Annotated in this window: 21 protein-coding genes; 9 read left to right on the plus strand and 12 right to left on the minus strand. The window is 72.3% G+C overall.

What is annotated here, in order from left to right; translation table 11 throughout:
- Positions 1 to 31: 31 nt before the first annotated feature.
- The 3 genes from sucD to RNC47_RS32070 all read right to left on the minus strand — a co-directional run bounded on the left by sucD (position 32) and on the right by RNC47_RS32070 (position 2,866).
- Positions 32 to 919 (minus strand): succinate--CoA ligase subunit alpha, encoded by an 888-nt coding sequence (gene sucD / locus RNC47_RS32060; protein ID WP_311603892.1) that lies wholly within the window; start codon positions 917 to 919, stop codon positions 32 to 34.
- Between the two features lie 43 nt (positions 920 to 962).
- A complete protein-coding gene (gene sucC / locus RNC47_RS32065) occupies positions 963 to 2,138 on the minus strand; it encodes an ADP-forming succinate--CoA ligase subunit beta (protein WP_311603894.1) in 1,176 nt (391 codons plus the stop codon).
- Between the two features lie 314 nt (positions 2,139 to 2,452).
- The gene (locus tag RNC47_RS32070; protein WP_311603896.1) at positions 2,453 to 2,866 is read right to left on the minus strand and encodes a cobalamin B12-binding domain-containing protein; all 414 of its coding nucleotides are present in this window, start codon (positions 2,864 to 2,866) and stop codon (positions 2,453 to 2,455) included.
- Positions 2,867 to 3,191: 325 nt separating this feature from the next.
- Here RNC47_RS32070 and RNC47_RS32075 point away from each other — a divergent pair, with 325 nt between their 5' ends.
- Complete coding sequence (locus RNC47_RS32075; protein WP_311603898.1) at positions 3,192 to 4,664, plus strand: M23 family metallopeptidase; 1,473 nt, start codon at positions 3,192 to 3,194, stop codon at positions 4,662 to 4,664.
- A 97-nt stretch (positions 4,665 to 4,761) separates the two neighbouring features.
- On the opposite strand, the gene RNC47_RS32080 is transcribed toward RNC47_RS32075, so the two are convergent.
- Entirely contained in the window at positions 4,762 to 5,481 is a 720-nt protein-coding gene (locus RNC47_RS32080; RefSeq protein WP_311603900.1) for a hypothetical protein, read from the minus strand.
- Positions 5,482 to 5,632: 151 nt separating this feature from the next.
- Positions 5,633 to 8,083 (minus strand): DNA helicase PcrA, encoded by a 2,451-nt coding sequence (pcrA, locus tag RNC47_RS32085; RefSeq protein ID WP_311603901.1) that lies wholly within the window; start codon positions 8,081 to 8,083, stop codon positions 5,633 to 5,635.
- A gap of 266 nt (positions 8,084 to 8,349) precedes the next feature.
- Between pcrA and RNC47_RS32090 the strand changes: the two genes are divergently transcribed.
- The 4 genes from RNC47_RS32090 (at position 8,350) to RNC47_RS32105 (ending at position 12,637) form a co-directional block, all read left to right on the plus strand.
- Entirely contained in the window at positions 8,350 to 9,576 is a 1,227-nt protein-coding gene (locus tag RNC47_RS32090) for a C40 family peptidase (protein ID WP_311603903.1), read from the plus strand.
- A gap of 32 nt (positions 9,577 to 9,608) precedes the next feature.
- The gene (locus RNC47_RS32095; RefSeq protein WP_311603904.1) at positions 9,609 to 10,946 is read left to right on the plus strand and encodes an oxidoreductase; all 1,338 of its coding nucleotides are present in this window, start codon (positions 9,609 to 9,611) and stop codon (positions 10,944 to 10,946) included.
- A 173-nt stretch (positions 10,947 to 11,119) separates the two neighbouring features.
- A complete protein-coding gene (locus tag RNC47_RS32100) occupies positions 11,120 to 11,665 on the plus strand; it encodes an AAA family ATPase (RefSeq protein ID WP_311603905.1) in 546 nt (181 codons plus the stop codon).
- A gap of 96 nt (positions 11,666 to 11,761) precedes the next feature.
- Positions 11,762 to 12,637: a glycosyltransferase family 2 protein gene (locus RNC47_RS32105; RefSeq protein ID WP_311603907.1), complete on the plus strand. Its 876-nt coding sequence runs from the start codon at positions 11,762 to 11,764 to the stop codon at positions 12,635 to 12,637.
- 26 nt (positions 12,638 to 12,663) lie between these two features.
- Here the strand turns inward: RNC47_RS32105 and RNC47_RS32110 are convergent, their stop codons facing one another.
- Positions 12,664 to 13,635, minus strand: coding sequence for an NAD(P)-dependent alcohol dehydrogenase (locus tag RNC47_RS32110; RefSeq protein WP_311603909.1), 972 nt, complete (start codon positions 13,633 to 13,635; stop codon positions 12,664 to 12,666).
- A gap of 72 nt (positions 13,636 to 13,707) precedes the next feature.
- Here RNC47_RS32110 and RNC47_RS32115 point away from each other — a divergent pair, with 72 nt between their 5' ends.
- Positions 13,708 to 14,271, plus strand: a complete 564-nt coding sequence (locus RNC47_RS32115) for a GrpB family protein (protein WP_311603911.1) — start codon at positions 13,708 to 13,710, stop codon at positions 14,269 to 14,271.
- Here RNC47_RS32115 and RNC47_RS32120 read toward each other — a convergent pair.
- A complete protein-coding gene (locus RNC47_RS32120) occupies positions 14,237 to 14,467 on the minus strand; it encodes a hypothetical protein (protein ID WP_311603912.1) in 231 nt (76 codons plus the stop codon). The genes RNC47_RS32115 and RNC47_RS32120 overlap by 35 nt on opposite strands.
- A gap of 326 nt (positions 14,468 to 14,793) precedes the next feature.
- Between RNC47_RS32120 and cutA the strand changes: the two genes are divergently transcribed.
- A complete protein-coding gene (cutA, locus tag RNC47_RS32125) occupies positions 14,794 to 15,111 on the plus strand; it encodes a divalent-cation tolerance protein CutA (protein WP_311603914.1) in 318 nt (105 codons plus the stop codon).
- A gap of 1 nt (position 15,112) precedes the next feature.
- On the opposite strand, the gene RNC47_RS32130 is transcribed toward cutA, so the two are convergent.
- Entirely contained in the window at positions 15,113 to 16,330 is a 1,218-nt protein-coding gene (locus RNC47_RS32130; RefSeq protein WP_311603915.1) for an XRE family transcriptional regulator, read from the minus strand.
- A 1,437-nt stretch (positions 16,331 to 17,767) separates the two neighbouring features.
- Here RNC47_RS32130 and RNC47_RS32135 point away from each other — a divergent pair.
- Positions 17,768 to 18,415 carry a peptidoglycan DD-metalloendopeptidase family protein gene (locus RNC47_RS32135; protein WP_311603916.1) on the plus strand — a complete coding sequence of 216 codons (648 nt, stop codon included), beginning with the start codon at positions 17,768 to 17,770 and terminating at the stop codon, positions 18,413 to 18,415.
- Between the two features lie 87 nt (positions 18,416 to 18,502).
- On the opposite strand, the gene RNC47_RS32140 is transcribed toward RNC47_RS32135, so the two are convergent.
- Complete coding sequence (locus tag RNC47_RS32140; protein ID WP_311603918.1) at positions 18,503 to 18,853, minus strand: hypothetical protein; 351 nt, start codon at positions 18,851 to 18,853, stop codon at positions 18,503 to 18,505.
- Between the two features lie 206 nt (positions 18,854 to 19,059).
- On the opposite strand from RNC47_RS32140, the gene RNC47_RS32145 reads away from it, so the two are divergent.
- The gene (locus RNC47_RS32145) at positions 19,060 to 21,624 is read left to right on the plus strand and encodes a glycoside hydrolase family 9 protein (protein WP_311603919.1); all 2,565 of its coding nucleotides are present in this window, start codon (positions 19,060 to 19,062) and stop codon (positions 21,622 to 21,624) included.
- 10 nt (positions 21,625 to 21,634) lie between these two features.
- On the opposite strand, the gene RNC47_RS32150 is transcribed toward RNC47_RS32145, so the two are convergent.
- From RNC47_RS32150 to RNC47_RS32160, 3 genes are read right to left on the minus strand one after another with little or no spacing between them, the layout of a single operon-like run.
- On the minus strand, positions 21,635 to 22,249 hold the full coding sequence (locus tag RNC47_RS32150) for a response regulator transcription factor (RefSeq protein ID WP_311603925.1): 615 nt from the start codon (positions 22,247 to 22,249) through the stop codon (positions 21,635 to 21,637).
- Positions 22,250 to 22,299: 50 nt separating this feature from the next.
- Complete coding sequence (locus tag RNC47_RS32155; protein WP_311603921.1) at positions 22,300 to 23,511, minus strand: sensor histidine kinase; 1,212 nt, start codon at positions 23,509 to 23,511, stop codon at positions 22,300 to 22,302.
- 7 nt (positions 23,512 to 23,518) lie between these two features.
- Positions 23,519 to 25,621 carry an MMPL family transporter gene (locus RNC47_RS32160; protein ID WP_311603923.1) on the minus strand — a complete coding sequence of 701 codons (2,103 nt, stop codon included), beginning with the start codon at positions 25,619 to 25,621 and terminating at the stop codon, positions 23,519 to 23,521.
- Between the last annotated feature and the right edge of the window lie 198 nt (positions 25,622 to 25,819).

A 25,819-nucleotide genomic window follows, 5' to 3' on the forward strand; every position in this document is an offset into this window, starting at 1 on the left:
GGTGGGCGGGGGGTAAAGGAGTCGGCGAACCTCAGGCCGCGGCCAGGACCTCGCGCGCGAGGCGCGCGGTCTCGGAGGGCGTCTTGCCGACCTTCACGCCGGCCGCCTCCAGCGCCTCCTTCTTCGCCTGCGCCGTACCGGACGAGCCGGAGACGATCGCGCCGGCGTGGCCCATCGTCTTGCCCTCGGGCGCGGTGAAGCCCGCCACGTAGCCGACGACCGGCTTCGAGACGTTCTCGCGGATGAAGTCCGCGGCCCGCTCCTCCGCGTCGCCGCCGATCTCGCCGATCATCACGATCAGGTCGGTCTCGGGGTCGGCCTCGAACGCCGCCAGCGCGTCGATGTGCGTGGTGCCGATGATCGGGTCGCCGCCGATGCCGACGCACGTCGAGAAGCCCAGGTCACGCAGCTCGTACATCATCTGGTAGGTCAGCGTGCCGGACTTCGAGACGAGCCCGATGCGGCCCGGCTTGGTGATGTCGGCCGGGATGATGCCCGCGTTGGACTGGCCGGGGGTGATCAGGCCCGGGCAGTTGGGGCCGATGATGCGGGTCTTGTTGCCCTTGGCACCGGCGTACGCCCAGAACGCCGCGGTGTCGTGCACCGCGATGCCCTCGGTGATCACCACGGCCAGCGGGATCTCGGCGTCGATCGCCTCGATGACCGCGTCCTTGGTGAACTTCTCCGGCACGAAGATCACGGTGACGTCGGCGCCGGTGGCCTCGATGGCCTCCTTGACGCCGCCGAAGACCGGTACCTCGGTGCCGTCGAAGTCGACCTTCTGGCCGGCCTTGCGCGGGTTCACGCCGCCGACGATGTTGGTGCCGGCGGCCAGCATGCGCCGGGTGTGCTTCTGGCCCTCGGAGCCGGTCATCCCCTGGACGACGACCTTGCTTTCCTTGGTGAGGAAGATAGCCATTTTCTCTTCTTGTCCTCGTCTGTCCTGTCGATCCTCGTCCGGACTACTTGGCGGCCAGTTCGGCGGCCCGGTCGGCCGCGCCGTCCATCGTGTTCACCTGCTCGACCAGCGGGTGGTCGGCGTCGGTGAGGATCTTCCGGCCCAGTTCGGCGTTGTTGCCGTCGAGGCGGACGACCAGCGGCTTGTTGACGTCCTCGCCCTTGGACTTGAGCAGCGCGAGCGCCTGCACGATGCCGTTGGCGACCGCGTCGCACGCGGTGATGCCGCCGAAGACGTTGACGAAGACGGACTTGACCTCGGGGTCGCCCAGGATGATCTCCAGGCCGTTGGCCATCACCTCGGCGGAGGCGCCGCCGCCGATGTCCAGGAAGTTCGCCGGCTTCACGCCGCCGTGCTTCTCGCCCGCGTAGGCCACCACGTCGAGGGTGGACATGACGAGGCCGGCGCCGTTGCCGATGATGCCGACGTTGCCGCCCTCGAGCTTGACGTAGTTGAGGCCGCGCTCCTTGGCGGCGGCCTCCAGCGGGTTGGCGGCGGCCTTGTCCTCGAGCGCCGCGTGCTCCGGCTGGCGGAACTCGGCGTTGGCGTCCAGGGACACCTTGCCGTCGAGCGCGATGATCCGGCCGTCGCCGGTCTTGACCAGCGGGTTGACCTCGACGAGCAGGGCGTCCTCCTTGATGAAGACGTCCCAGAGACGCACCAGCACGTCGGCGACCTGGTCGGCGACCTCGGCCGGGAAGTTCGCCGCCGCGACGATCTCGCGGGCCTTCTCGGCGGTGACGCCCTCGATGGCGTCGACCGGGATCTTGGCCAGCGCCTCCGGCTTGGTGGCGGCGACCTCCTCGATCTCCATGCCGCCCTCGACGGAGGCCATGGCGAGGAAGGTGCGGTTGGTGCGGTCGAGGAGGAAGGAGACGTAGTACTCGTCCACGATGTCGGCGGTCTGCGCCAGCATCACGCGGTGGACGGTGTGCCCCTTGATGTCCATGCCCAGGATGGCGCCGGCCTTGGCCACCGCGTCCTCGGGGTCGGCGGCCAGCTTGACGCCACCGGCCTTGCCGCGGCCACCGGTCTTCACCTGCGCCTTGACGACCACGCGACCGCCAAGGCGCTCGGCCGCCGCACGCGCCGCCTCCGGCGTGTCGATGACCTCACCGTCCAGCACCGGCACGTCATGCTTGGCGAAGATGTCCCTCGCCTGATATTCGAACAGGTCCACGCGCGTCCGTCCCTCAGTCAGTGGTCTCGCGGTCGTTGTCGACGTGGGCGTGCCGCGTGGCCGCGGCGCGAGGCTCGGTGGCCTTTGCTGACGCACGCGGCAAGTCCGACGTCGAGCGTATCCGGGGGCCCTGAGGGCTCATAAATCGCGGGTCACACCAGAGTGGTGAGACCTGTCACAGTTCGCCCCGCGCCGACCCGCTCACGCGGGGTTCCGGCGGCGCGCGCCGGGGCGAGATCGGACGGGAACAGACTTTCCCGTCCGGGGCCTCCGCGAAACCAGGCGCTCCGCTGGAGCCGCCGGGAGCGGGAGCGTCAGGGGCGGTGGGCGAGCCCGACGTGCTCGCGGACCCAGGCCACCACCTCGCCGGTCGGCGCGCCGGGTGTGAAGATCGCGGCCACGCCCAGGGCCCGCAGCGGTTCGATGTCCTCCTCGGGGATGATGCCGCCGCCGAAGACGGTGATGTCGGCCGCGTCCTGCTCGCGCAGCAGCTCCAGCACCCGGGCGAAGAGCGTGTTGTGCGCGCCGGAGAGGATGGAGAGGCCGATGGCGTCGGCGTCCTCCTGGATCGCGGTGTCCACGATCTGTTCCGGCGTCTGGTGCAGCCCGGTGTAGATGACCTCCATGCCCGCGTCGCGCAGCGCCCTGGCGATCACCTTGGCGCCGCGGTCGTGGCCGTCGAGTCCCGGTTTGGCGACGACGACGCGAATCGGACCCGATACACCCATGCTGAGCCTCCCAAGTCGCCCGGCCACGGCGCCGGAGCTAACGGTCGTTAACGTCCAGGATCCCCCATGGAGGGCCGGCGCGGGAGGCGCACGCACCCTGGGTGATTCCCACCCCCGATAAATTCGAACAGATATCGAACAAATCGTGCGGCATCAATGCGCGGTCCGCCGAAAGGCGGGCTATTGCCCGTTTCCTGACTCACCGAAACCCGCGAACGGACCGGGAAAGATTGTGGCCGCCGCTCACCGGCCGGTACAGTCACGCCGAACTGCAGCCGCTGGGACCCCACCCCTGCTCCTGTCGTCGAGCCGAAAGGCATAATCGGTGAGCGATCGTCTGCTGTCCGGCGTGACCGACCAACACTCGGATCACTCCGGCTACGGCTCCTACGCCGCATACGACGTTCTCGATCCCTACGGCACGACGCCCCAGCAGGCCGCCCCCACCCAGCAGTGGGGCGACCCCGCGCAGGGACAGCAGCACGGCGGCTACGGCGAGTGGGGGGCCGAGGGCCAGTGGGCCGCCGAGCCCCAGCAGGTCGCCACGGCCACCATCCCGCCGCAGCAGGGCGTGGAGGACTGGTACCTGCAGCAGCAGGCGGGCCAGTGGGACGCCGGCGGCTACGGCGCCGGGGATCTTCACGAGACCCCCGCACAGGGCGTCGCCGCCTACCAGGACCTCCAGGGTCAGCAGGGCCATCAGGACCAGCAGGGATACCAGGAGTACGACGGCACCTACGGCGCCGCCTACGGCCCGGAGTTCCACCAGCAGCCGGCCGCCGGCTACGGCGAGCAGGCCGAGGCGGATCGCGGCGCCGCCGCGTACGACGCCGCGGGGAACTACGACGCCACCCCGGAGTTCGAGGCCGCGCCCCAGGCCGAGCAGCCGGACGCCGCCTACGACATCACCCCGAGCACCGGGTTCGAGGTGGAGCCCGAACCCGAACTCGCGACGGCCGCCGACGCACTTCCCGACTCCGCCGCGCCGGCCGACTCGGTCGACGCGCCAGACGCCCCGGCGCCGGCCGGCGCCAGCCGCTCGCAGGGCCGTGGCCGGCGTCGCGTCAGCCGGCCCCGGGCCCGCTCCGCCTTCCTGAGCGTCGCGGCCCCCTCCCTCGCCGTCCTCGGCGTCACCGCGGTCGCGACGGCCGCCACCGTCTCCGAGTCCGGCACGGACACCGCGAACGAACCCGCGCCCGTCGCCGCGCCCGACCCGGCGGACGAGGCCCAACGCGCCGCCGCCAACGCCGAGTTCGACACCCAGCTGACCAGCGTCCAGGCCGCGGCCGGCGACTACGCGGAGCGCGCGAGCCGCACCCAGGGCCGCATCGACCTGGAGGCCCAGCAGGAGGCCGAGGCCGAGGCGGCGGCCGCCGAGGCGGCCCGGATCGAGGCGATGCGGCCGAAGTTCTTCCTCCCCGTCGAACAGCGCGGCCTGAGCGCCTACTACGGCCAGGCGGGCGTCAACTGGATGTCCAACCACACCGGCATCGACTTCCCCGTCAGCTACGGCACCCCGGTGCTGGCCGCCACCGACGGCACGGTCCGCACCCAGTGGCACCCCAGCTACGGCAACCTGCTGATCCTCACCGCCGCCGACGGCACCGAGACCTGGTACGCGCACCTGGACAGCACCGCCTACCAGTCGGGTTCCGTCCAGGCCGGCACGGTGATCGCCTACTCCGGCAACTCGGGCAACTCCACGGGCCCGCACCTGCACTTCGAAGTGCGCCCCGGTGGCGGCTCCCCCATCGACCCGCTGACCTGGCTGCGCAACCAGGGCCTCGAACCGACCTGATCCGGCCCCCGATCCGGCCTGATCGGCACACGACAAGCCGAAGGGCCCGCCACTCCCCAGGAGTCGCGGGCCCTTCGGGCTGTCGGAGCGTGCGCCGTCAGCGGCGGCGCATGAGACCGGCACTGAAGGCGATGGCGCCGACCGCCGGCAGGGCCAGCAGCACGTAGTTGACCGCCTCGTTGCCCTCGTCCCAGACGTCCCAGAGGTCGTCCGGGTAGCTGGTGAGGATCTCGAACGTGCCCGGGTCGCCGTTGAAGGCGTACTCACTGAGCGCCATCGCGGTACCGAAGAGCTCGCCACCGATGCCTGCCGCTACGGCCAACACCGCGGCGACGATGTAGAGCCCCCAGTTGCCCTTGGCGAAGAAGGCCGGGCCGAGCGCGGCCAACACGCCCACCACGACCAGGACGTAGAAGGGCTGGGTGAACTCACCGTTGTCCTCGTCGAACAGGGCGTAGAAGATCAGGCCGTAGAGCAGCGCCGCGACCAGCGCGCCGGCCACGGAGAGCACGACGGCCAGCAACACGTTCTGCTTCGGGCCACCGCCCGGCTGCGGCACCGGCGGGTAGCCGCCCGGTGCGCCGTAGGGCTGTGGGGCGCCGTACGGGTTCGGCTGCGGCGGCTGCTGCGGGTAGCCGTAGCCCGGCTGAGGCTGGGCCGGCGGCTGCGACGGGTAACCATAGCCCGGCTGCTGCGGAGGTTGCTGCGGCTGGCCGTACGGCTGGGGAGGGCCGTACTGCGGCGCGCCGCCCGGCTGCTGTGGCGGCTGCTGGCCGGCGCCGTCTCCCGGCTGGGGCGGCTGCCAGGGCTGACTCATGGTGTTCCCCCTGGGAATCCGATGTGATACGTACTCCGGGGACAGAAGGAACTGGAGTACGAGTTGCCGCAGGCAGCTAATCGCTCACCCGGCACGCACCACAAGCCCTTTCCCCGGTCTGTGACATATCGGGAACACTACAGAGGCGAGTTCAGAGCTTTTCCACCGGGGCGTATCGGAGCAGCAGCCGCTTGGGCTTCTCGCCGCCGAAGTCGATGGTGGCCTCGGCCCGGTCGCCGCTGCCCTGCACCGAGACGACCCGGCCCATGCCGAAGGTGTCGTGCGTCACGCGGTCGCCCGGCGCCAGCGCCACGACCGGCCGGTCCTTGATGCGGCCGGTGGCGAAGCCGCGGGCGCGCGGCGCGCTCCCGGCCCCTCCGACCCCGGACGCGCTGGCCACGGAGGGTGTCGGGGCCGACACGGCCGCCCCGGAGCGCCGCCAGTCGAGATGTTCCTCGGGGATCTCGTCGAGGAACCTGGACGGCGGGTTGTGCTGCGGCTGGCCCCAGGCGCTGCGCATCGTGGAGCGGGTCACGTAGAGCCGCTTGCGGGCCCGGGTGATGCCGACGTAGGCGAGCCGGCGCTCCTCCTCCAACTCCTTGGTCTTTCCCAGCGAGCGCATATGGGGAAAAACGCCGTCCTCCATGCCGCTGAGGAACACCACGGGAAATTCCAGGCCCTTGGCGGTGTGCAGCGTCATCAACGTGATGACTCCGCCGTCCTCCGCCTCGTCCGGGATCTCGTCGGAATCGGCGACCAGCGCCACCCGCTCCAGAAACTCGGCCAGCGTGCCGGGATTGTCCTCGTCGCGGGCCTGCTCGAATTCCAGCGCCACGGCGGCGAGTTCCTGAAGGTTTTCGATCCGCGTCTCGTCCTGCGGATCGGTGGACGCCTGCAACTCGGCGAGATAGCCCGTCTGTTCCAGCACCGCCTCCAGCACGGTGGCCGGCCCGGCACCCGACTCGACGACGGTGCGCAACTCCTCGAGCAGCACGTTGAACCGCTTGACCGCGTTGGCCGACCTGGCCGCCATGCCGTACGCCTCGTCGACCCGGCGCAGCGCCTGGGCGAACGAGATCCGCTCGCGCAGCGCCAGCGCCTCGATCATCGCCTCGGCGCGGTCGCCGATGCCGCGCTTGGGCACGTTGAGGATGCGGCGCAGCGGCACGGTGTCCTCGGGGTTGGCCAGCACCCGCAGGTAGGCGAGCACGTCGCGGACCTCGCGGCGCTCGTAGAAGCGGACGCCGCCGACCACCTTGTAGGGCAGGCCGACCCGGATGAACACCTCCTCGAAGACCCGGGACTGGGCGTTGGTGCGGTAGAAGACGGCCACGTCGCCCGGCTTGGCCTGGCCCTGGTCGGAGAGCCGGTCGATCTCGTCGGCGACGAACTGGGCCTCGTCGTGCTCGGTGTCGGCGACGTAGCCGGTGATGCGGGCGCCGGCGCCCTCGTCCGTCCACAGGCTCTTGGGGCGGCGGTCCTCGTTGCGCGCGATGACGGCGTTGGCGGCGGAGAGGATCGTCTGCGTGGAGCGGTAGTTGCGCTCCAGCAGCAGCGTGGTGGCGTTCGGGAAGTCCTCCTCGAACTGGAGGATGTTGCGGATGGTGGCGCCGCGGAAGGCGTAGATCGACTGGTCCGCGTCGCCCACCACGCACAGCTCGCCCGGGTCCTCGGTGCCGACCAGCAGCCTGATCAGCGTGTACTGGGCGATGTTGGTGTCCTGGTACTCGTCGACCAGGATGTGCCGGAAGCGCCGCCGGTAGTGCTCGGCCACGTCCGGGAAGGCGTCCAGCAGGTGGACGGTGGTCATGATGATGTCGTCGAAGTCCAGCGCGTTGGCCTCGCGCAGCCGCGACTGGTAGAGGGTGTACGCCTCGGCCAGGGTCTTCTCGAACTGGTCGGACGCCTGGGCGGCGAAGTCCTCGTGGTCGATCAGCTCGTTCTTGAGGTTGGAGATCTTGGCGCTGAACGACTTGGGCGGGAACCGCTTGGGGTCGAGGTCGAGGTCCCGGCAGACCAGCGCCATGAGGCGCTTGGAGTCGGCCGCGTCGTAGATGGAGAAGCTGGAGGTGAAGCCGAGCAGCTTGCTCTCGCGGCGCAGGATGCGGACGCAGGCGCTGTGGAAGGTCATCACCCACATCGCGTTGGCGCGCGGCCCGACGAGCTCCTCGACGCGCTCCTTCATCTCGCCGGCGGCCTTGTTGGTGAAGGTGATCGCCAGGATCTGGCCCGGGTGCGCGTTCCGCGCCGCCAGCAGGTAGGCGATGCGGTGGGTCAGCACGCGGGTCTTGCCCGAGCCGGCGCCGGCCACGATGAGCAGCGGCGAGCCACTGTGCGTGACGGCGGCGCGCTGCTGCTCGTTCAGCCCCTCGATCAGCGCCGCCGGGTCGCCGACCGGCCTGGGCGCGCCGTTGCGGTAGTACGCGTCCTCCTCGGGCCGCCCCGGCTCGGCGAAGGTGCCGGCGAACAGGTCGTCCGGGATCTCCTCCCGCTCGTACTCGGGCTCGTACGCGTGGGCGTCGGGCTCGGGTGGCGGCGGCTCCTCGTGTCCCCCCATGGGTCCGAGGCCCGCCAGTGCGCTGTCGTCGAAGAGGCCGCTCATCACCCCCGAGTCTAGGCGGCCGGGGCGCCGCCCCGACCCGGGATGGTCACGGTTTGGTTTCGGGCATATCGCACATCGGTCTTCCCAAAGCTCCCGGCGGGTGGCTACCGTGCACCCCCAGGTGGCTCGTTACCCCGAGGGCCGAACCCCGGCTCCGCGGGCCGCCGCCGTTCCACCGGACACGCGAGGGGATTGGCCGGCCAGCCGACAGGCCGGCGGACGTGGGGAACCGACCGGTGGGCGGGAGGGAAAAGGAGACACCGGCCTTGGGTTCCCACCGCAAGCCACGCGGCCGCACCGCACTGCTCCACTCCCCGGCCGCGCGCCGGGGCGCCGTGAGCGTGGGTGCCGCGGCGCTGGCCTCGATGACGCTGCTCACCCAGGCCGCCTCGGCCGACGACGAGGAACCGCCCGGCATCGAGGAGCAGCGGGACCGGGCGGAGGCCGCTCGGGAGCGCGCCCTCGAGGTGCGGGAGGAGGTCGACCGCCTCTACCGGGAGGCCGGCACCGCCACCCAGCACTACAACGAGGCCCAGGAGGCGGTGGACGAGCAGCAGGACACCGTCGACCAGCTGCTCACCGAGGCGGCCCAGGAGACGGAGCGGGTCAACGAGGCCCGCCGGGCGCTGGGTTCGTTCGCCGCGGCCCAGTACCGCACCGGCGGGGGCGGCGCGCTGAGCGACACCGCCGCGCTGCTGCTGTCCAGCGACCCGCGCGCCTTCTTCGACCGCACCCACACCCTGGACCGGCTCGGCGACTCCCAACAGCAGGCGCTGGCCGACTACACCGAGCGCCAGCAGGCCGCCGCGGCGCGCGGCGAGGAGGCCGGCGCGGCGCTGGCCGCGCTCGAGGAGCGCCAGGCCGAGCTCCAGGCGCAGCAGGAGTCCGTGCAGGCCATGCTCGCGGAGGCGCGGGCGATGCTCGACGAGCTGTCCGCGGAGGAGCAGGCCGAACTCGACGAGTTGGAACGTCTGGAGCGGGAGGAGGCCGAGCGCCGGGCCGCCGAGGCCGAGCGCCAGCGGCAGGAGCGGGAACGGCTGGCCGCCGAGGAGGCCGCGGCGGCGGAAGCGGAGGCCGAGGCCGAGGCCGCCGAGCCGCCGGCCGAGGAGACGTCGGAGACGTCGGAGGCCCCGGCACCCGACGCCAGCGGCGCCGAGGCCGCCATCGCGTTCGCCGAGGCCCAGCTCGGCAAGCCGTACGTGTGGGGCGCCACGGGACCCAACTCCTACGACTGCTCGGGCCTCACCCAGGCCGCCTGGCGCGCCGCGGGCGTCGAACTGCCCCGGGTCACCTGGGACCAGGTGAACGCCGGCACCCGGATCTCACGCGACGCGCTGCAACCCGGCGACCTCGTCTTCTTCTACGACGACATCAGCCACGTCGGCCTCTACGTCGGCGACGGCATGATGATCCACGCCCCCAAGCCGGGCGCCGTGGTCCGCTACGAGTCCATCGACTACATGCCGTTCTACGCCGGCGTCCGCCCGTCCTGATCCGCGCTCCTCCGGCCGGGTACCGTGCCGGGGTGCTGTCCTATGCCGAACTCACGCCGCCCGAGCGCCTGTTGTGGGACGCCTTCGCCACCGGCGAGCGGGTGGACCTGCGCACCGGCGACCCCGCGTCGGACGATCCGGCCGGCGGCGAGCGGTGGGGGGAGGACCGCTCGGTGCGCGCCGAGGTGGTGCGCGCCCTGGTGCTCGGCGGCGCCGAGGCCCGGCCCGGCGAGACCCCGGTGGTCCACCTGGTGGGCGCCCGGATCACCGGCCGGCTGAAGCTGGTCTTCGCCGAGGCCTGCTGCGTGCTGCGCCTCGAACGGTGCTGGTTCGAGCTGAGACCCCAGCTGTACGCGGCCCGACTGCGGGCGACCGGGTTCGCCGGCTCCCACCTCCCGGGCCTCGGCGCCAACCGGATCACCGTGGAGGGCGGCAACCTGGACCTGATGCACACCCGGATCACGGCACCGGGCGCCACCCTGTACGACGCGCGTCTCGACGGCGCCCTGCTGCTCCAGGACGCCCAGCTGTCCAACCCGGGCGGCGTGGCGCTCGACGGCGCCAGGATGGAGGTCGGCAGCGGCATCGTGGGCGACGACGGATTCCGGGCCGAGGGCGAAGTCCGCCTGCCCGAAGCCCAGTTGGGCGAGGCGCTGATCCTGACCGGCGCCCGGCTGGTCAGTCCGGGCCGCGCCGCCCTGACCTGCCGCAACCTCCGCGCGCGCGTCCTCGACCTACGCGCCGAGCGGGTGACCGGCACCGTCGACCTGCGCCACGCCCGGGTCGACGTCCTCCACCTCCCGGACGCCGACCCGCCGAAGGCGCCCACCCACGTCGACGGCCTGGTCTACGGCGCCCTCGAACCCCACCTGCCGGCGGCCCGCCGGCTGGCCCTGCCCCGGCACGACCCGGACGGCTACCGGCCGCAGCCGTACCAGCAGCTGGCCGCCACCTACCAGTCCCTGGGCCACGACCACGAGGCCAGGGCCGTCCGCCTCGCCCAGCAGCGGCACCGGCGCACGACGCTGCGCCCCGCCGCCCGCGCCTGGGGGCACCTGCTCGACGCGACCGTCGGCTACGGCTACCGCCCCTGGCTGGCCGGCGCCTGGCTGGCGCTGCTCACGCTGCTCGGCGCGGCCGCCTTCGCCGCCGGCGAGCCGACCGCCGCCAAACCGGACGAGGCGGCTCCGTTCAACCCCCTCGTGTACACCCTCGACCTGCTGATCCCCATCGCCGGCCTCGGCCTGCGCAACGCCTGGCACTTCACCACGCCCCCGCTCCAGGGCCTCGCCTACGCGCTGGTCGGCGCCGGCTGGCTGCTGACCACCGCGCTGGTCGCCGGCGTCACCCGCGTCCTCAACCGCGGTTGACGACCGCGGTTGACGACCGCCCGCGCCCGGGGCTGTACTGGGGCGAGCACGATGTCGTACGCCGCGGGCGTGCGACACCCGGGCACCGCTGGCGTCTCCGGCCCACCCGCCGTTCGAGGTTCCGCCCGCCACCGGCCCGACCCCCACTCCCGTACGAAAGGCTTCCCCCCGGCATGCGGCGTTACGTTCTCACCGGCACCCCCGGCGCCGGCAAGACCTCGATCCTGCGCGGCCTGGCCGAGCTCGGCCACAGCGTCGTCGAGGAGGCGGCGACCGCGGTCATCGCCCGGGCCCACACCCGCGGCGAGGACGAGCCGTGGCGACGCCCGTTCTTCCTCGACGAGATCGTCGCGCTCCAGCGCCGGCGGCAGCTGGCCGCGCCCACGACCGGCGCGGTCCAGGTGTACGACCGCTCGCCGGTCTGCACCCTCGCCCTCGCCACCCACCTGGGCCTGCCCGTGCCCCGGGCGCTCAGGGCCGAGCTCCACCGGATCGCCGCCGAAGAGGTCTACGAGCGGCGGGTGTTCTTCGTCCGCGACCTCGGGTTCTGCGAGCCGACGCCGGCCCGGCGGATCAGCTTCGAGGACTCGCTGGCCTTCGAGCGGATCCACGAGGAGACCTACCGCGACCTCGGCTACGAGCTGGTCGAGGTGCCCGCCGCCGACCTCGCCCGGCGCGTCGCCGTGGTCAGCGCGGCGATCGCGTCGCACACTGCCTGACAGCCCGTTCCCCCGGGTTGCGTGAAACCCACGGGAGGGTGAACGGCTAGCATCTCGGGAATTGCCGAAAGCTGTCGCCGAGTTGTGGAGTGCCCCGTGTCCTCACCGCGCCTGGGTGTCGCGATCCTCACCATGGGCGACCGGCCCGCCGAGGTCGCCGCGCTGCTGGAGTCCGTGGCCCGCCAGCGCACGCCCGCCACCCGCGTGGTGGTCATCGGCAACGGCACCGAACTGCCCGACTACCCGGCGCCCGTCTCCACCGTCGAACTCCCCGAGAACCGCGGCGTCACCGGCGGCCGCAACGCCGCCCTCGCCGCGCTCCACGCCTTCGGCGACGTCGACGTCGTCATCGACCTCGACGACGACGGGCTGCTCGTCGACGACGGCGTCTTCACCCGCATCCAGGAGATGTACGCCACCGACCCCCAGCTCGGCATCGTGAGCTTCCGCATCGCCGACGAGACCGGCCACACCCAGCGCCGCCACGTGCCCCGGCTGCGCGCCGGCGACCCGATGCGGGCCGGCGAGGTCACCACCTTCCTCGGCGGCGGCCACGCGCTCTCCGCCCGCATGCTGGAGGAGACCGGCGGCTGGCCCGAGGAGTTCTTCTTCGCCCACGAGGAGACCGACCTCGCCTGGCGCGCGCTGGACGCCGGCTGGAAGGTCGTCTACGAGCCGGCGCTGCTGCTCCAGCACCCCCGCACGTCGCCGGCGCGGCACGCCGTCTACTACCGGATGACCGCCCGCAACCGCGTCTGGCTGGCCCGCCGCCACCTGCCGCTGCCGCTGATCCCCGCCTACCTCACCACCTGGCTCCTCCTCACCGTCGCCCGCAACCGCTCACTCCCCGGCCTCCGCGCCTGGTTCGCCGGCTTCGCCGAGGGCCTGCGCCATCCGTGCGGCCCGCGCCGCCCGATCCGCTGGCGCACGGTCTGGCGCATGACGCGTCTTGGCCGCCCGCCGGTGATCTGACCCCGGCGCCGCACCGCCCGCCGAGCTCAGTGCGGCGGCACGACGGTGATGACGACGTTGCCGATCTTCCGCCCGGTCTCGACGTAGCGGTGGGCCTCGACGACGCGCTCCAGGGGATACCGCCGGTCGACGACCGGCCGGAAGGCGCCCGACCCGATCAGCTCCCGCAGCCGCCGCACCATCTCCTGGTCGTGTCGCGGCAGGGGGAACCTCACCTTCCTGCCGCGGAACAGGGGCGTGACGAGCGACAGGACCAGGTTCTGCCACCAGGGGCCCGGCTCCGAGGACAGATAGACCCCACCGGGCCTGAGCAACCGCCGGCAGCGGGCGAACGTGCTCTTGCCGACCGCGTCGAACACCGCGTCGTAGCGCTGCCCGTCCCGGGTGAAGTCCTGGGCCGCGCGGTCGACGACCCGGTCCGCGCCCAGCGCCTTCACCAGCTCCAGGTGCGCCGTGTCGCACACCGCGGTCACGGTGACCCCGCCGTGCTTCAGGAGTTGCACCGCCGCCGAGCCGATGGCGCCGGTCGCGCCGTGCACGAGGACGTCGTCCCCGGCCCGAACGCCCGACGCCCGGATGAACGCCAACGCGTAGTGCGCACCCTCGGTGCCGGGAGCGGCCTCCTCGAAGCCGACGCCCGTCGGCATGGTCGCGATGGCGCCGCCCTGCGGAACCGACAGGTACTCGGCGTGCGCCCCGAACGCGCCCTCGTTGTACCCGAACACCCGGTCGCCGACCGTGAACGAGGTCACGCCGTCGCCGACCGCCGCCACCACCCCCGCGTACTCGCACCCGAGCACGGCGCGCCGTGGCCGGACGAGACCGGTGAGCGCGCGCATGAAGAAGGGCCTGGCCGCCCGGTACGCGCAGTCCGTCCGGTTGACCGTCGTCGCGTGCACCCGCACCAACACGTCCCCCACCCCGACCACGGGCCTGTCCACCTCGACGACCCGGACCACCTCCGGCGGCCCGTACCTGTGGTGCACCGCTGCCTTCATGCGCGGACTCTAGCCGCGCCGTTCCCCGCTCCACAGCGGCCGGTTCCGGCCACGTCCGGCTAGGGTGCCGGGATGAACGACGCGACTCCCGCGTGGGCGTACGAGCGAGCCGAGCTGTGTCCGCCCGACCCGCGGTGGGCGGTCCGGGGCCGCGCGGAGCGCGAGCGGCTGACCGAGCTCCTCGCCCCCTGGCTGGTCGACGGCGTCGAACACGTCGGCTCCACGGCCGTCCCCGGGCTCGCCGCCAAGCCGATCGTCGACCTGATGGCGTCCGTGACCGACCTGGACACGGCCATGGGCCCCCTGACGGCCGACGGCTGGCACCACGTACCGCCGGAACTGGACCGCCGCCCCTGGCGCCGCTTCCACGTCAAGCCGGACGCGGCGGGGCTGCGCCGCGAGGCCCACCTCCACCTCCTCCCGGCCGGCCACCCCCGCTGGCACGACCAACTCGCCTTCCGCGACGCGCTCCGCGACGACGCGGCGCTGGCCCGACGGTACGAGGCCCTGAAACGACGCCTGTCCGACCGGCACGGCGACGACCGGGAGGCGTACACCGACGCCAAGGCGGAGTTCGTGGCGAACGCGTTGGCCCGGATCGTCACCCCGCGCGAAACGCCAACTCGTGGCGACTGACCCAGGTGACCGGGCCGCCGTCCTGTCGCTGCCCCGGCGCACCACCCACCGGCACGTCGCCGCGGTGCGTGAATCCCCGCGCCTCGTAGTAGCGACGCAGCGCGTCGTTGGAGCGCACGCAGTCCAGCCGCAGGGCGTCCACGCCCCGCCGCCGCGCGGTGTCGGCCGCCCAGTCGAGGGGGACGGCGCCGGCCACCCCGCCGCCTCGTCCAGCACGCCCAGCACCACGTCATCGACACGATCCGCGCCGGCGCGCCGGAAGGCGACCTCTACGCCACGACGGTCCACCGCCACGCCGCCGACGGTCGCAGCCGCCCGGCGGCCCCGACGGTCACGTCCGACGCCCGAAACGCGGACCACGGCCGACCGGTCGGCGACAGGCCGTCGTACGGCCCGGCTCCGCCGACGGGCACGGAGCACGATTGGCAGCCGCCGTGACTGCCCGAGATGGCCGGTCGCCCATTCCTTGGAAAAGCCAAGCAACTACGGAAGGGCACCCTGCCAGCCACGTACCCTCGCGCTATGACTAACTACGTGCAGGTGTCCACTGCCACGGAAACCCGCGAGGCAGCGGAGGCTTTGGCCCGAAGTGCCGTTGAAGCTCGGTTGGCCGCCGGCGCTCAGATCGTCGGCCCGGTGGTCTCGGTCTTCTGGCACCTGGGAGAGTTCGGCACCGGCGAGGAGTGGCGGCTGCTGTTCAAGACCACGACGGACCGTTACCCGGAGCTGGAAGAACACCTCCTGGCTCACCACCCATGGCAGAATCCAGAGGTCGTCGCCGTCCCTGTCATCACGGGATCGGCCGGATATCTGGACTGGATTCGCGGCACGACGAGTTGACTCACACCGCGGCGTACTCCATGAGTTCGGCGACCTTCGGCATGGAACCGTAGGGCTTCAGCCGGTTCAGCAGCGTCGTAACCCTTTCATGAGGGCGGACGGACCCCACCCCGAGGGCCAGTTGAAAGCAACGCTCAGTCACAGCAGCCGCTTGCTCGACTTCGCCAGCATCCAGGTACGCATGGGCGAGCCAAGACGTGTACAGGGACTTGTCTCTTGCTCGGGCGTCCGGGAAACCTGCCAGTGCCTGCTCCAGGACAGGCACAGCCCGCAGGGGTCGGCCCAGCTCCGCCCAGCACCGGCCAGCCATGATGCTGACCTCTCGCCGATCCACCCATGTCGCCCAATCGGGCCCGGTTTGATCACCTTCGGCGGATGAAACCGCCGCCTCCGCCTCTGCCAGAGCCTGCTCGGCTCCTTTCGGCTCTGCAGCCTTGGCATGCGCCCAGGCCAGTCGTTCGAAGAGAAGCGCACGCACGGCTGGGGGCGCGTCGCTTCCCGCCCGTTCACAGGATGCCGTCGCGGTCTCGACCCCCGACTGGGCGGTGCTGATTTGCTGATAGGCGAGAAAGGCCAGAGAGTTACCGATCAGCGGCTGGTCGTGTGCGTCTGTGGCCGCGCGGAGCGCTACTCGATACAGCTGCTCCGCCTCGGCGTGCCGTCCCGCGTCGAACGCGGCCCAACCCGCCTGCTGTGCCTGCTCGGCAATCAGCCCGAGCAACGCCTGCGCGGTCGACTCAAGATAGCTACCGCGGCTCAGCAGGGCGGAAGTCGAACTCAACTCACGAGCGTATATCGGATAGGTGTGCTCTCCGCCAAGAAAATCATCAAGGCGCCGCAGCCTGATCGTTCGCTCCTTCAGGCGTTGAACATCTGCTAGACCGACCCGCCCCCGGTCGGGAACAGGCAAGTCGGCTGCGCTTCCGGCTGCCGAGATCGTGGCAGCAAGGAATTCCCTGCGTCGCATCGCTTCTCCCTCTGCGTATTCGGGGCCCATCCGTCCCACGCCGAGCGCCGACATGCTGGCGGTGCCCAGTATCGCTTCGGAGTGGGCCTCGTTGCTCTCCCATGCGCGGGGTGCGAGCCCAAGCAGGCGCCCTGGAATGCGCAGGCCATCAGCGATGGTGACAATCTTTCCGTAAGTGGTGATGGCACCTTCGCCCCTGGCCAGCTTCCCGACTCTCTCAGGCTTGATCCCACAGGCATCAGCGATCTTCATGTAGCTGATGCCACCCCACTTGCGAGCCAGAAAGAACACCCGCCCGAAGTCATGACGTGCCAAGGCGTCCCGAACGTCTGGCCGTTCCAGCACTCTCACAGGCAAGGCCGCCGGAGACTCAAAGGCCATCTCGCATCCCCGCATAGATCGAAGTCAAGGAGTAGCACGAAGCCCAGGCCAGAAGTCTACCCATGACGGGGATCCCTCCCGACGGCAATCACTGAAGTCCATCAGACCGCCAAAGTGGGCCCATGGACCAGGAAAGGGAAGAACCTCAGAGGTTCCCTTCGAATCTGGACGTCGGCACCATGGCGCGCGACGCATCGCGCGCCATAGTCGGCCGAGTTATGGCACATGAGTGCGGACGGGTGTGGTTGCGGCCGTTGGGCGGTGGGTGCGAGTGGGCCGCCTCGCCGGAGGACGTGGAGCCGGTGGCGCTGAGCGAGTCGCTCGGCCCGCTGGTGGCCGAGGCGAACCGGCGGTCAACGGAGCCACGTTGAGCCCCGGCGGACGGCGACGCCCGAGCATAGCGGGCCAGCACCGCGACGCGGGTGGAGGACGGGCAACCGCCATCCAGCCCTCCGGCGCATCCGACTTACGACGGAGTCGCTCCGGCTCGTCACGCCGGCATCCGGCACCCCGCACCACGACTGAGAGATGTCCGTTCCGGGCGTTTGGATTTGGCCGTCCCCGCCCGGAACGGCTGCACCACCGGCACGAGGAGAGCCCTCGCGCCTTCGGCATGAAAGGAAAGGTAACCGACGTGCGCGTTGATCCGGGAGACGACGACGAGCCCACCGAAGGTGGGCAGTCCGGCGGTTGCGGAGACGGCGACGGCTGTGGACGCCAGTAACCCGCACGACGGCCGGCCCCCGGAAGGGGGCCGGCCCCACCGCCACATCCACGCCTACCGCTGGACCGGCGACCGCCGCACCTACGACCAGGAAGGCCCACGCCGACCCGAGTCGCCCGCGTTCGCCACCAACCCCTGCACGCCAACCCTCATCGCCAACTGGCTACTGCGACCACCGCACCACATCGTCGAGACGTTCCACGACGTCCACGACGCCGTCCGCTGGTTCGATCAAGAGATGACACGCGCCGCGCCCGGCTTCGCCAACCCGCCGGAGCGCGAACCGGCACGGCTCGCCGCGAAGCTGGCGCACGTCGCCGCCACCCTCCACCGGGGAGGTGATACACACGCCGCTTGGTATATCCAAGCAACTGGCTACACCACCCTCGACCTCATCACCTGCTCACCCAACCATCGCCACCCCCGACTCACCTGCCCGCAGGCGGTCGCTCAGGAACCCCTCCCGGACGGAAGACGGACTCGCGCGAGACTCTTACTCCGCTCTTGCCATGAGCCGGACAATTAGCGGGCAGAATCATTTCCCAAAGGAGCACGATCCACGCCCAATTGACATGGGGGCGACCATGCCGGCGATCAACTTCGCGCACGTGAAGTTCGGGGAACGAGACTCCTGCGTCACCGCGTTCCAGCGGGCGCTCATCGAGCGGGGCCACCGGATTCCGGCCGGGGCCACCGGGTACTACGGGGACCAGACGAAATCCGCCTGCGCCGCGTTCCAGCGGGCGCAGGGGTGGAGCGGCAGCGGCGCCGACGGCCTGCCGGGGCCGCAGACGTTCGCCCGGCTCGGCTTCACGGACAGCCGCTCCGGCTCTGGCGGCGGCTCGGGGCGCGTCGCCTCGCCGGTGCCGGGGCGGTCGGTGACCTACCCCTACGGCGTCCGGAACAGCCGCTACGCCGCCGGCTTCCACACCGGCGACGACTACGCCGCGCCGACCGGCACCCCGGTGGTGGCCGTGCGGTCCGGCACCATCGCCTGGTCCAACGACAACGGCGGCGCCTACGGCAAGTGGCTCGGACTGCGCGCCGACAACGGCCGGGACTACGTCTACTGCCACCTCTCCGCACGCGAGGTCCGCACCGGCGCCCGGGTGAGCGCCGGCCAGCGGCTCGGCCGCGTCGGCGCCACCGGCAACGTCACAGGACCCCACCTGCACTTCGAGGACCGGCCGCGCGGCGGCGGCTACGGGGACGTCCGCGATCCGAGGTGGTGAGGGAGCGCGCCGCCGAACCGCGGTGAGGCCACGCGCCGCAGAACCGTGGTGAGGCCACGCGCCGCCGAACCGCAGTGAGGCCGCGCGCTACCAGACCGTGGCGATGAAGATGTTGGCCGTGGTGAGGAGCCCGACCGTGCCGAAGACCGGCGCCGCGATCTTCTCCTCGTCACGGTTGACATAGACCAGGCCCAGGACCACCACCAGGATCGCCAGCTTGACGGCGATCTTGACGTTGTTGACCTCCTGGTCGTCGGCCTGGTTCAGACCGACCAGCGCGAGGCCCGTGACCAGCATGGCGATCGCGCCGTGCAGCATGCCGGGCGCCATCCGGGCCTCGCCGGCCCGCAGCGCCTTGGTCTGCGCCAGAAAGCCACCGAGCAGCGCGGCGATGCCGATGATGTGAAGAGCGAGAAAGACGGCAATCAGGGCGTCCATGGGACGGGAGTTTAGTAATGGGTGGATCTGACCGTTCTCGGGGGGTCACGAAGGGTTGACGGGGTCACGCCACCACGCACAGGCTGTATTGGTCCGCTTTTTGGGAGCGCTCCCATGAGCAGGACGCAGCCATCCCCCGTCCGAAGGATCGAGCCGTGACCTTACTTCCTTCATCCCACCCGCCCCGCCGCCGCGGCAGACGATCGTTGAGCGTCACGCTGGCCGCCGGTCTCGCCGTCGCCGGGCTCACCGCGGTCGGCGCCGCGCCCGCCGCCGCTGACGGGCCCGAGCTGATCGACAACGGCGACTTCGCCAGCGGCGTGATCGCCCCCTGGTGGTCCACCGCCAACGCCCCCGCCTCGGTCGTGGACGGCCGGCTGTGCGCGGAGGTGCCCGGCGGCACCGTCAACCCCTGGGACGTCATCGTCGGCCAGGACGGCCTGCCGCTCACCGCCGGCGAGAGCTACGAGCTGACGTTCACCGCCACCGCCACCACGCCCCTCACCGTCCGCACCAACGTGCAGATGAACACCGAGCCGTGGACCACCGAGCTGGCGGCACTGGACACGATCGACGAGACGGCCGAACCCGTCACCCACGTGTTCACCGCGGGCGCCGACCACGCCGCGGCCCAGCTCGTCTTCCAGATGGGCGGCAGCGCCGAGCCGTTCACCTTCTGCCTGGACGACGTGTCCCTCACCGGCGGCGCCGAGCCGCCCGTCTACGAGCCGGACACCGGCTCCCCGGTCCGCGTCAACCAGGTCGGCTACCTCACCGAGGGCCCGAAGCGCGGCACCTTCGTCACCGAGGCCACCGAGCCGTTGGCCTGGACCCTGAACGCCGCCGACGGCACGGCCGCCGCCACCGGTACCACCACCCCGCGCGGCGTCGACCCGACCTCCGGGCAGAACACGCACACCTTCGCCTTCGACGCGTTCGCCACCCCCGGCGAGGGCTACACGGTGACGATCGGCGAGGAGACGAGCGAGCCGTTCGCCCTCGGCGACGACCTCTACGACACCCTCCGCACCGACGCGCTCGCGTACTTCTACCACAACCGCAGCGGCATCGAGATCGAGGCGGAGTACGTCGGCGAGGAGTACGCGCGCCCGGCCGGACACGTGGGCGTGGCCCCCAACCAGGGCGACGACGACGTGCCCTGCCAGCCCGGTGTCTGCGACTACACGCTGGACGCGGCCGGCGGCTGGTACGACGCCGGCGACCACGGCAAGTACGTGGTGAACGGCGGCATCTCCGTGGCCCAGCTGCTCTCCGCCTACGAGCGCGACGCGGCCGGGGCGCTCGGCGACGGCTCGCTCGCCATCCCCGAGCGGGACAACGACGTGCCGGACGTCCTCGACGAGGCCCGCTGGGAGCTGGAGTTCCTGCTGGCCATGCAGGTGCCGGCCGGCGAGGAGCTGGCGGGCATGGCGCACCACAAGCTGCACGACCGCGAGTGGACCGGGCTGCCGCTGCGCCCCGACCAGGACCCGCAGCCGCGTGAGCTGCACCCGCCGTCGACGGCCGCCACCCTGAACCTGGCCGCCGCCGCGGCGCAGGGCGCGCGTCTCTTCGAGCCCTACGACGCCGCCTTCGCGGACGAGCTGCTGGACGCCGCGACCACCGCCTACGCGGCGGCGCTCGCCCACCCGGACGTCTACGCCGACCCGAACGACGGCGTCGGCGGCGGCGCGTACAGCGACAACGACGTGCGGGACGAGTTCTACTGGGCGGCCGCCGAGCTGTACGTGACGACCGGACAGGACGCCTACCGGCAGGCGGTGCTCGACTCGCCGCTGCACGGCGACTCCGCCGCGGTCTTCACGGACGACGGCTTCTCCTGGGGCTGGACGGCGGCGCTCGGCGCGCTCAGCCTGGCCACGGTCGACAACGACCTGCCGGCGGGCGAGCTCGCCGAGGTGCGGGGCATGGTCACCGACGCGGCCGACCGGTACGCGGCGGACGCCGAGGACGCGGTGTACGGCCTGCCGTACGCGCCGACCGGTGGCAACTACGTGTGGGGCTCCAACAGCCAGGTGCTCAACAACATGGTGGTGCTGGCCACGGCCGCCGAGCTGACGGACGACACGGCGTACCGGGACGCGGTGCTCACCGGCCTCGACTACCTGCTGGGCCGCAACCCGCTCAACCTCTCCTATGTGACGGGCTACGGCGAGCGGGACGTGCGCAACCAGCACCACCGCTTCTGGGCCAACCAGCTCAACGCCAACCTGCCCAACCCGCCGGCCGGTTCGCTGGCCGGCGGCCCCAACAACGCGCTCCAGGACCCGATCGCCGAGGACCTGCTCCAGGGCTGCGCCCCGGCGATGTGCTACGTCGACCACATCGAGTCGTACTCGACCAACGAGGTCACGGTGAACTGGAACGCGCCGCTGGCCTGGATCGCGTCCTACGTCGACGACCTGGGCGCGGGCGTCTCGGAGCCGGAGCCGACGACGTGCCAGGTGACCTACGTCGCCAACCGGTGGACGGGCGGGGCGACGACGCAGGTGACGGTGCGGAACACCGGCACGGCGCCGATCTCGCCGTGGGAGCTGTCGTGGTCCTTCGCGGGCGACGAGCGGGTGACGAACGCGTGGAACACCACCCTCACCCAGAACGGCCGCTCCGTCGTGGCACGGCCGGCGAGCTGGAACGGGACGGTGCCGGTGGGGGGTTCGGTCTCCTTCGGCTTCAACACGAGCGGCACCTCGGGCGCCAACCCGTCGGCGTTCACGCTCAACGCCCGGCCCTGTAGCGCGGGCGGCTGAGCGGCCGGGCTCAGCGTCCCGGTGCGACCAGGCCCGACTCGTAGGCAACGATGACGAGTTGGGCCCGGTCGCGGGCGGCCAGCTTTCCCATGATCCGGCTGACGTGCGTCTTGGCGGTGAGCGGGGAGAGCGCGAGGGCGTCCGCGATCTCCACGTTGCTCAGGCCGCGGGCGACCAGCGTCAACACCTGGCGCTCGCGGTCCGAGAGCCGGTCCAGGGCCGGGCGCGGCCGCGCCTCGGCCAGCGCGTCCGGGACGCGCAGCGCGCGGGCGATGAGGCGGGCGGTGGGTCCCGGCGAGAGCAGCGCCTCGCCCGCCGCGACCGTGCGGACGGCGTCCAGCAGGTCGGCGGGGCGGGTGTCCTTGACCAGGAAGCCGGACGCCCCGGCGCGCAACGCCTCCACCACGTGCTCGTCCGTGTCGTAGGTCGTCAGCACGAGCACTCGCACGCCCGCCAGGTCCTCCTCGGCGGCGATGCGGCGGGTGGCCTCGATGCCGTCCAGGTCCGGCATCCGGATGTCCATCACCACCAGGTCGGCCCGGGTCGTGCGGGCCAGTTCGACGGCCTCCCGGCCGGTGCCGGCCTCGCCGACGACGGACATGCCGGGGGTGGCGTCGATCAGCATCGCGAAGGCCGCCCGCACCAGGGTCTGGTCGTCGGCGAGCAGCACGCGGATCACGGGCTCTGCTGGCACTCGGTCTCCTCCAGGGGCAGGCGGGCGGTGACGGCGAAGCCGGGCGCGTCCCGGCGGGCGGCGGCGCGCAGGGTGCCGCCGATGCTGCGGGCCCGTTCCCGCATGCCGGTGAGGCCGAAGCCGGGCTCGCCGCCGGCCGGCACGGCGGGGCCGTCGTCCACCACGTCGACGCGCAGCTCCCCGCCGGCGCGGCGCACGGTGACGCGCACGGACACCTCGGGACCGGCGTGCCGGACGGCGTTGGTCAGCGCCTCCTGCACGATGCGGTAGGCCGCCGCGCCGACCACGGGCGGCACGGGTTCCGCGGCGGCGTCGACGGTCAACTCCACCGTGGCGCCCGCGGCTTCGGCCGCCGCAGCCAGGTCGGGGAGACCGCTGAGGCCGGGCGGCGGGCCGCTGCTCTCCGGGCCGTCGCCGCGCAACACCCGCAGGGTGGTGCGGAGTTCGGCGCGGGCCTCGCGGCAGGTGTCGGAGATGCCGTCCAACTCGCCGGCCAGCGCGGGCCGGTCGAGCCGGCCGGGGTCGGTGCCGAGCAGGTGGGCGGCGACGGAGGCGCGGACGCCGATCAGCGTGATGCTGTGCGCCAGCAGGTCGTGCAGGTCGCGGGCGATGCGCAGCCGCTCCTCGGCGACGCGGCGCGCCGCCTCCTCCTCCCGGGTGCGTTCGGCCCGCTCGGCGCGTTCGCGCATCGCGGCGAGGTACTCGCGGTTCAGCCGGAACGCCTCGCCGAGGACGAGGACGGCGAGGATCCATCCCGAGGTGCGCAGCGTCTCCAGGCCCGTCTCGTTGCCCGAGAGCATCCACACGACGAAGACGATGACGACGACCGCCCCGGAGACCAGCACGGTCCGCAGGTGGGGCCCGGCCAGCGCGACCGTGAAGAGGGCGAGCGCGGTGACCGGGAACGGCGCGAGGTGGGTGTAGTTCAGGGCGTGGTAGGGCGCGTCGAAGCAGAGGTGGGCGATCAGCACGCCCATCGGCCAGCGGCGGCGCCAGACCAGCGGCACCGCGAGGCCGACCATCAGCAGCAGGCCGGCCGGGTCGAGTTCCCGGCCGTCCGGCCGGATCACCTCGGCGGCGGCGAGGCTGACCAGGAACGCGAGCAGGGCCAGGCCGGCGTCCAGCCGGAGGCCCCGGGCGTCGCCCGGGGCCTCGGCGGTCCGCAGCAGGGGCGGGAGGCGCGGCACGGTCACCGGCCCATCATCGGGTACGGCTGTTCGAAGGAGCGCGGCGGGAGAGCGACCCCGGCCACCACACGCGGCGGCCGAGCAGCCAGGCCGCGGCGGTGACGACATAGGGGCGGACGAGGAAGGTGTCGAGCAGGACGCCGACCGCGACGACGAACCCGATCTGCACCAGGTTCACCACGGGCAGCGAGGCCAGCACGGCGAACGTCGCGGCCAGCACCACGCCGGCGGAGGCGATCACGCCGCCGGTGGTGCGCAGCGCGGCCAGCGCCGCCTGCCGGGTGTCGAGTCCGCCCAGGTTCTCCTCCCGCATCCGGTGCATCAGGAAGATGCCGTAGTCCACGCCGAGCGCGACGCAGAAGACGAAGGTGAGCAGCACCATGGAGGGGTCCGTGCCGGCCAGGCCGAGGAGCGGCCCGAAGACGAGACCGCCGATGCCGAGGGCCGCGCCCCAGGAGGCGGCGACGGCGGCCAGCAGGATCGCCGGGGCGACGAGGGCGCGCAGCAGGGCGGCGAGGACGAGGAAGACCAGCACGAGGACGAGGGGGATGACGAGCGTCCGGTCGCGGGCGTTGGTGTCGGCCAGGTCGAGCTGTTGCGCGGAGGCCCCGCCGACCAGCGCCTCGGCGCCCGCGACCCGGTCCAGCCGCTCGCGCAGCGCCTCGATGGTGGCGAACTCCGCGTCGGACTCGGGTCGGTCGGTGGCGTACACGTCGATCTCCGTCCAGCCGTTCCCCGCGCGGCCGGCCTCGGCCGCGGCGACGCCCGGCGTCGCGGCGGCGGCCGCGACCACCTCGGCGGCGTGGTCGGTGCGGGCCAGGACGGTGAGGGGCTGGGTGGCGCGGTCGGGGTAGGCGTCGGCGAGCCGGTCCATGGCGGCGACCGACTCGGGGGTGTCGACGAACGAGTCGGCGTTCCTCAGCGTCCCCGGCAGGTTGAGCGTGCCGAGGGCGAGGGCCCCCATCAGCACCACGCCGCCGGTGAGGACGGCCACCGGGCGGCGGCTGACCGAGGCCCCGAGGCGCGCGAGGACGGAGCGCCCGCGGCCCTCGCCGCCGAAGGCGGGGATCAGCGGCCAGAAGACGCGGCGGCCGCACACCACGAGCAGCGCCGGCAGCAGGGTGAGCATCACGGCCAGCGCCAGCAGCACGCCGACGGCCCCGACCGGGCCCAGGCCGCTGCTGCTGTTGAGGTCGGCGGCGAGCAGGCAGACCAGGCCGGCGGCGACGGTGCCCGCCGACGCCAGCAGGGCGGGCGCGCAGCCGCGCAGCGCGCGGGCCATGGCCGCCGAGGGCAGCTCGTGGCGGCGGAGCTCCTCGCGGTAGCGGGCCACCAGCAGCAGGGCGTAGTCGGTGCCGGCGCCGAAGAGCAGGACGGTCATGACGGACCGGCTCATGGTGGTGACGGTGAGGTCGAAGACCTGGACGAGCGCGTAGACGCAGGCGAGGGAGGTCACGGCGGCCACGCCGACGGACAGCAGCGGCAGCAGCCAGAGGACGGGGCTGCGGTAGGTGACGATCAGCAGCACCGCGACGATCGCGACGGTGACGAGCATCAGGGTCGTGTCGACGGACTCGAAGACCTGCTCCGCGTCGTGCTGGAGCGCGCCCGCGCCGCCGACCTCGACGGTCAGCCCGGCCGGCAGGTCGACGGCGACCCGCTCCCGGACGTCGGTGACGGCGGCCGACACCTCCTCGTCGCCCGCCAGCCCGCCGATGACGAACGGAACCATGGCGGTGGCGCCGTCCCCGGACGGTATGACCTCGGGCGCCCCCTCGACGATGAGCGGGTACTCCTCGGCGACCCCGGCGGCCCGTTCCGCGGCCAGGGCGCGGTCGGCGTCGGTGAGGCCGCCGTCCCGGTGGTAGACGACGACCAGCTCGGTGCCCTCGCCGCCGGGCAGCTCGTCCTGGACCCTGACCACCTGGGTGGAGTCGGCGCTCTCCGGCAGGTAGTCGACGTTCTCGTCCCGCTGGACGTCGGCGAGCCGCCCGACGAACGGCACGGCGACGGCCACGACCACGATCCACAGGGCGATCACCGCCCACGGCAGGCCACGGCGCCGCGGCGGGGATCCTGGCGGCGCCTGGGGAGGGCTCATGGTCACGGCCGGCATCGATGACTCCTTGCTCACGTCACGGAAGGTCGCGATCCAGCCTTCCGCCCCGCCCACGCCGTTTCGTCGCCTCCCGGAACGAGACCACGGATGCTCCCCCGGACGACCGGCCCGGCGTGTTACTCCCCCGGGAGTACGCCACCGCGGCGCGGGCCGCCGCGGTGGCGGCTGCGCCGCCGGGTCTTCCCCCCACCCACC

The organism is Streptomyces millisiae, from assembly GCF_031845425.1.
Classification (GTDB): Bacteria; Actinomycetota; Actinomycetes; order Streptomycetales; family Streptomycetaceae; genus Streptomyces; species Streptomyces millisiae.

Bases quoted from the DNA above. Each gene is read 5' to 3' on its own strand.
- sucD (WP_311603892.1), bottom strand. From the start codon at position 919: ATGGCTATCTTCCTCACCAAGGAAAGCAAGGTCGTCGTCCAGGGGATG.
- RNC47_RS32070 (WP_311603896.1), bottom strand. From the start codon at position 2,866: ATGGGTGTATCGGGTCCGATTCGCGTCGTCGTCGCCAAACCGGGACTC.
- RNC47_RS32080 (WP_311603900.1), bottom strand. From the start codon at position 5,481: ATGAGTCAGCCCTGGCAGCCGCCCCAGCCGGGAGACGGCGCCGGCCAG.
- pcrA (WP_311603901.1), bottom strand. From the start codon at position 8,083: ATGAGCGGCCTCTTCGACGACAGCGCACTGGCGGGCCTCGGACCCATG.
- RNC47_RS32100 (WP_311603905.1), top strand. From the start codon at position 11,120: ATGCGGCGTTACGTTCTCACCGGCACCCCCGGCGCCGGCAAGACCTCG.
- RNC47_RS32110 (WP_311603909.1), bottom strand. From the start codon at position 13,635: ATGAAGGCAGCGGTGCACCACAGGTACGGGCCGCCGGAGGTGGTCCGG.
- RNC47_RS32115 (WP_311603911.1), top strand. From the start codon at position 13,708: ATGAACGACGCGACTCCCGCGTGGGCGTACGAGCGAGCCGAGCTGTGT.
- cutA (WP_311603914.1), top strand. From the start codon at position 14,794: ATGACTAACTACGTGCAGGTGTCCACTGCCACGGAAACCCGCGAGGCA.
- RNC47_RS32130 (WP_311603915.1), bottom strand. From the start codon at position 16,330: ATGAAGATCGCTGATGCCTGTGGGATCAAGCCTGAGAGAGTCGGGAAG.
- RNC47_RS32135 (WP_311603916.1), top strand. From the start codon at position 17,768: ATGCCGGCGATCAACTTCGCGCACGTGAAGTTCGGGGAACGAGACTCC.
- RNC47_RS32140 (WP_311603918.1), bottom strand. From the start codon at position 18,853: ATGGACGCCCTGATTGCCGTCTTTCTCGCTCTTCACATCATCGGCATC.
- RNC47_RS32150 (WP_311603925.1), bottom strand. From the start codon at position 22,249: ATGCTGATCGACGCCACCCCCGGCATGTCCGTCGTCGGCGAGGCCGGC.
- RNC47_RS32160 (WP_311603923.1), bottom strand. From the start codon at position 25,621: ATGCCGGCCGTGACCATGAGCCCTCCCCAGGCGCCGCCAGGATCCCCG.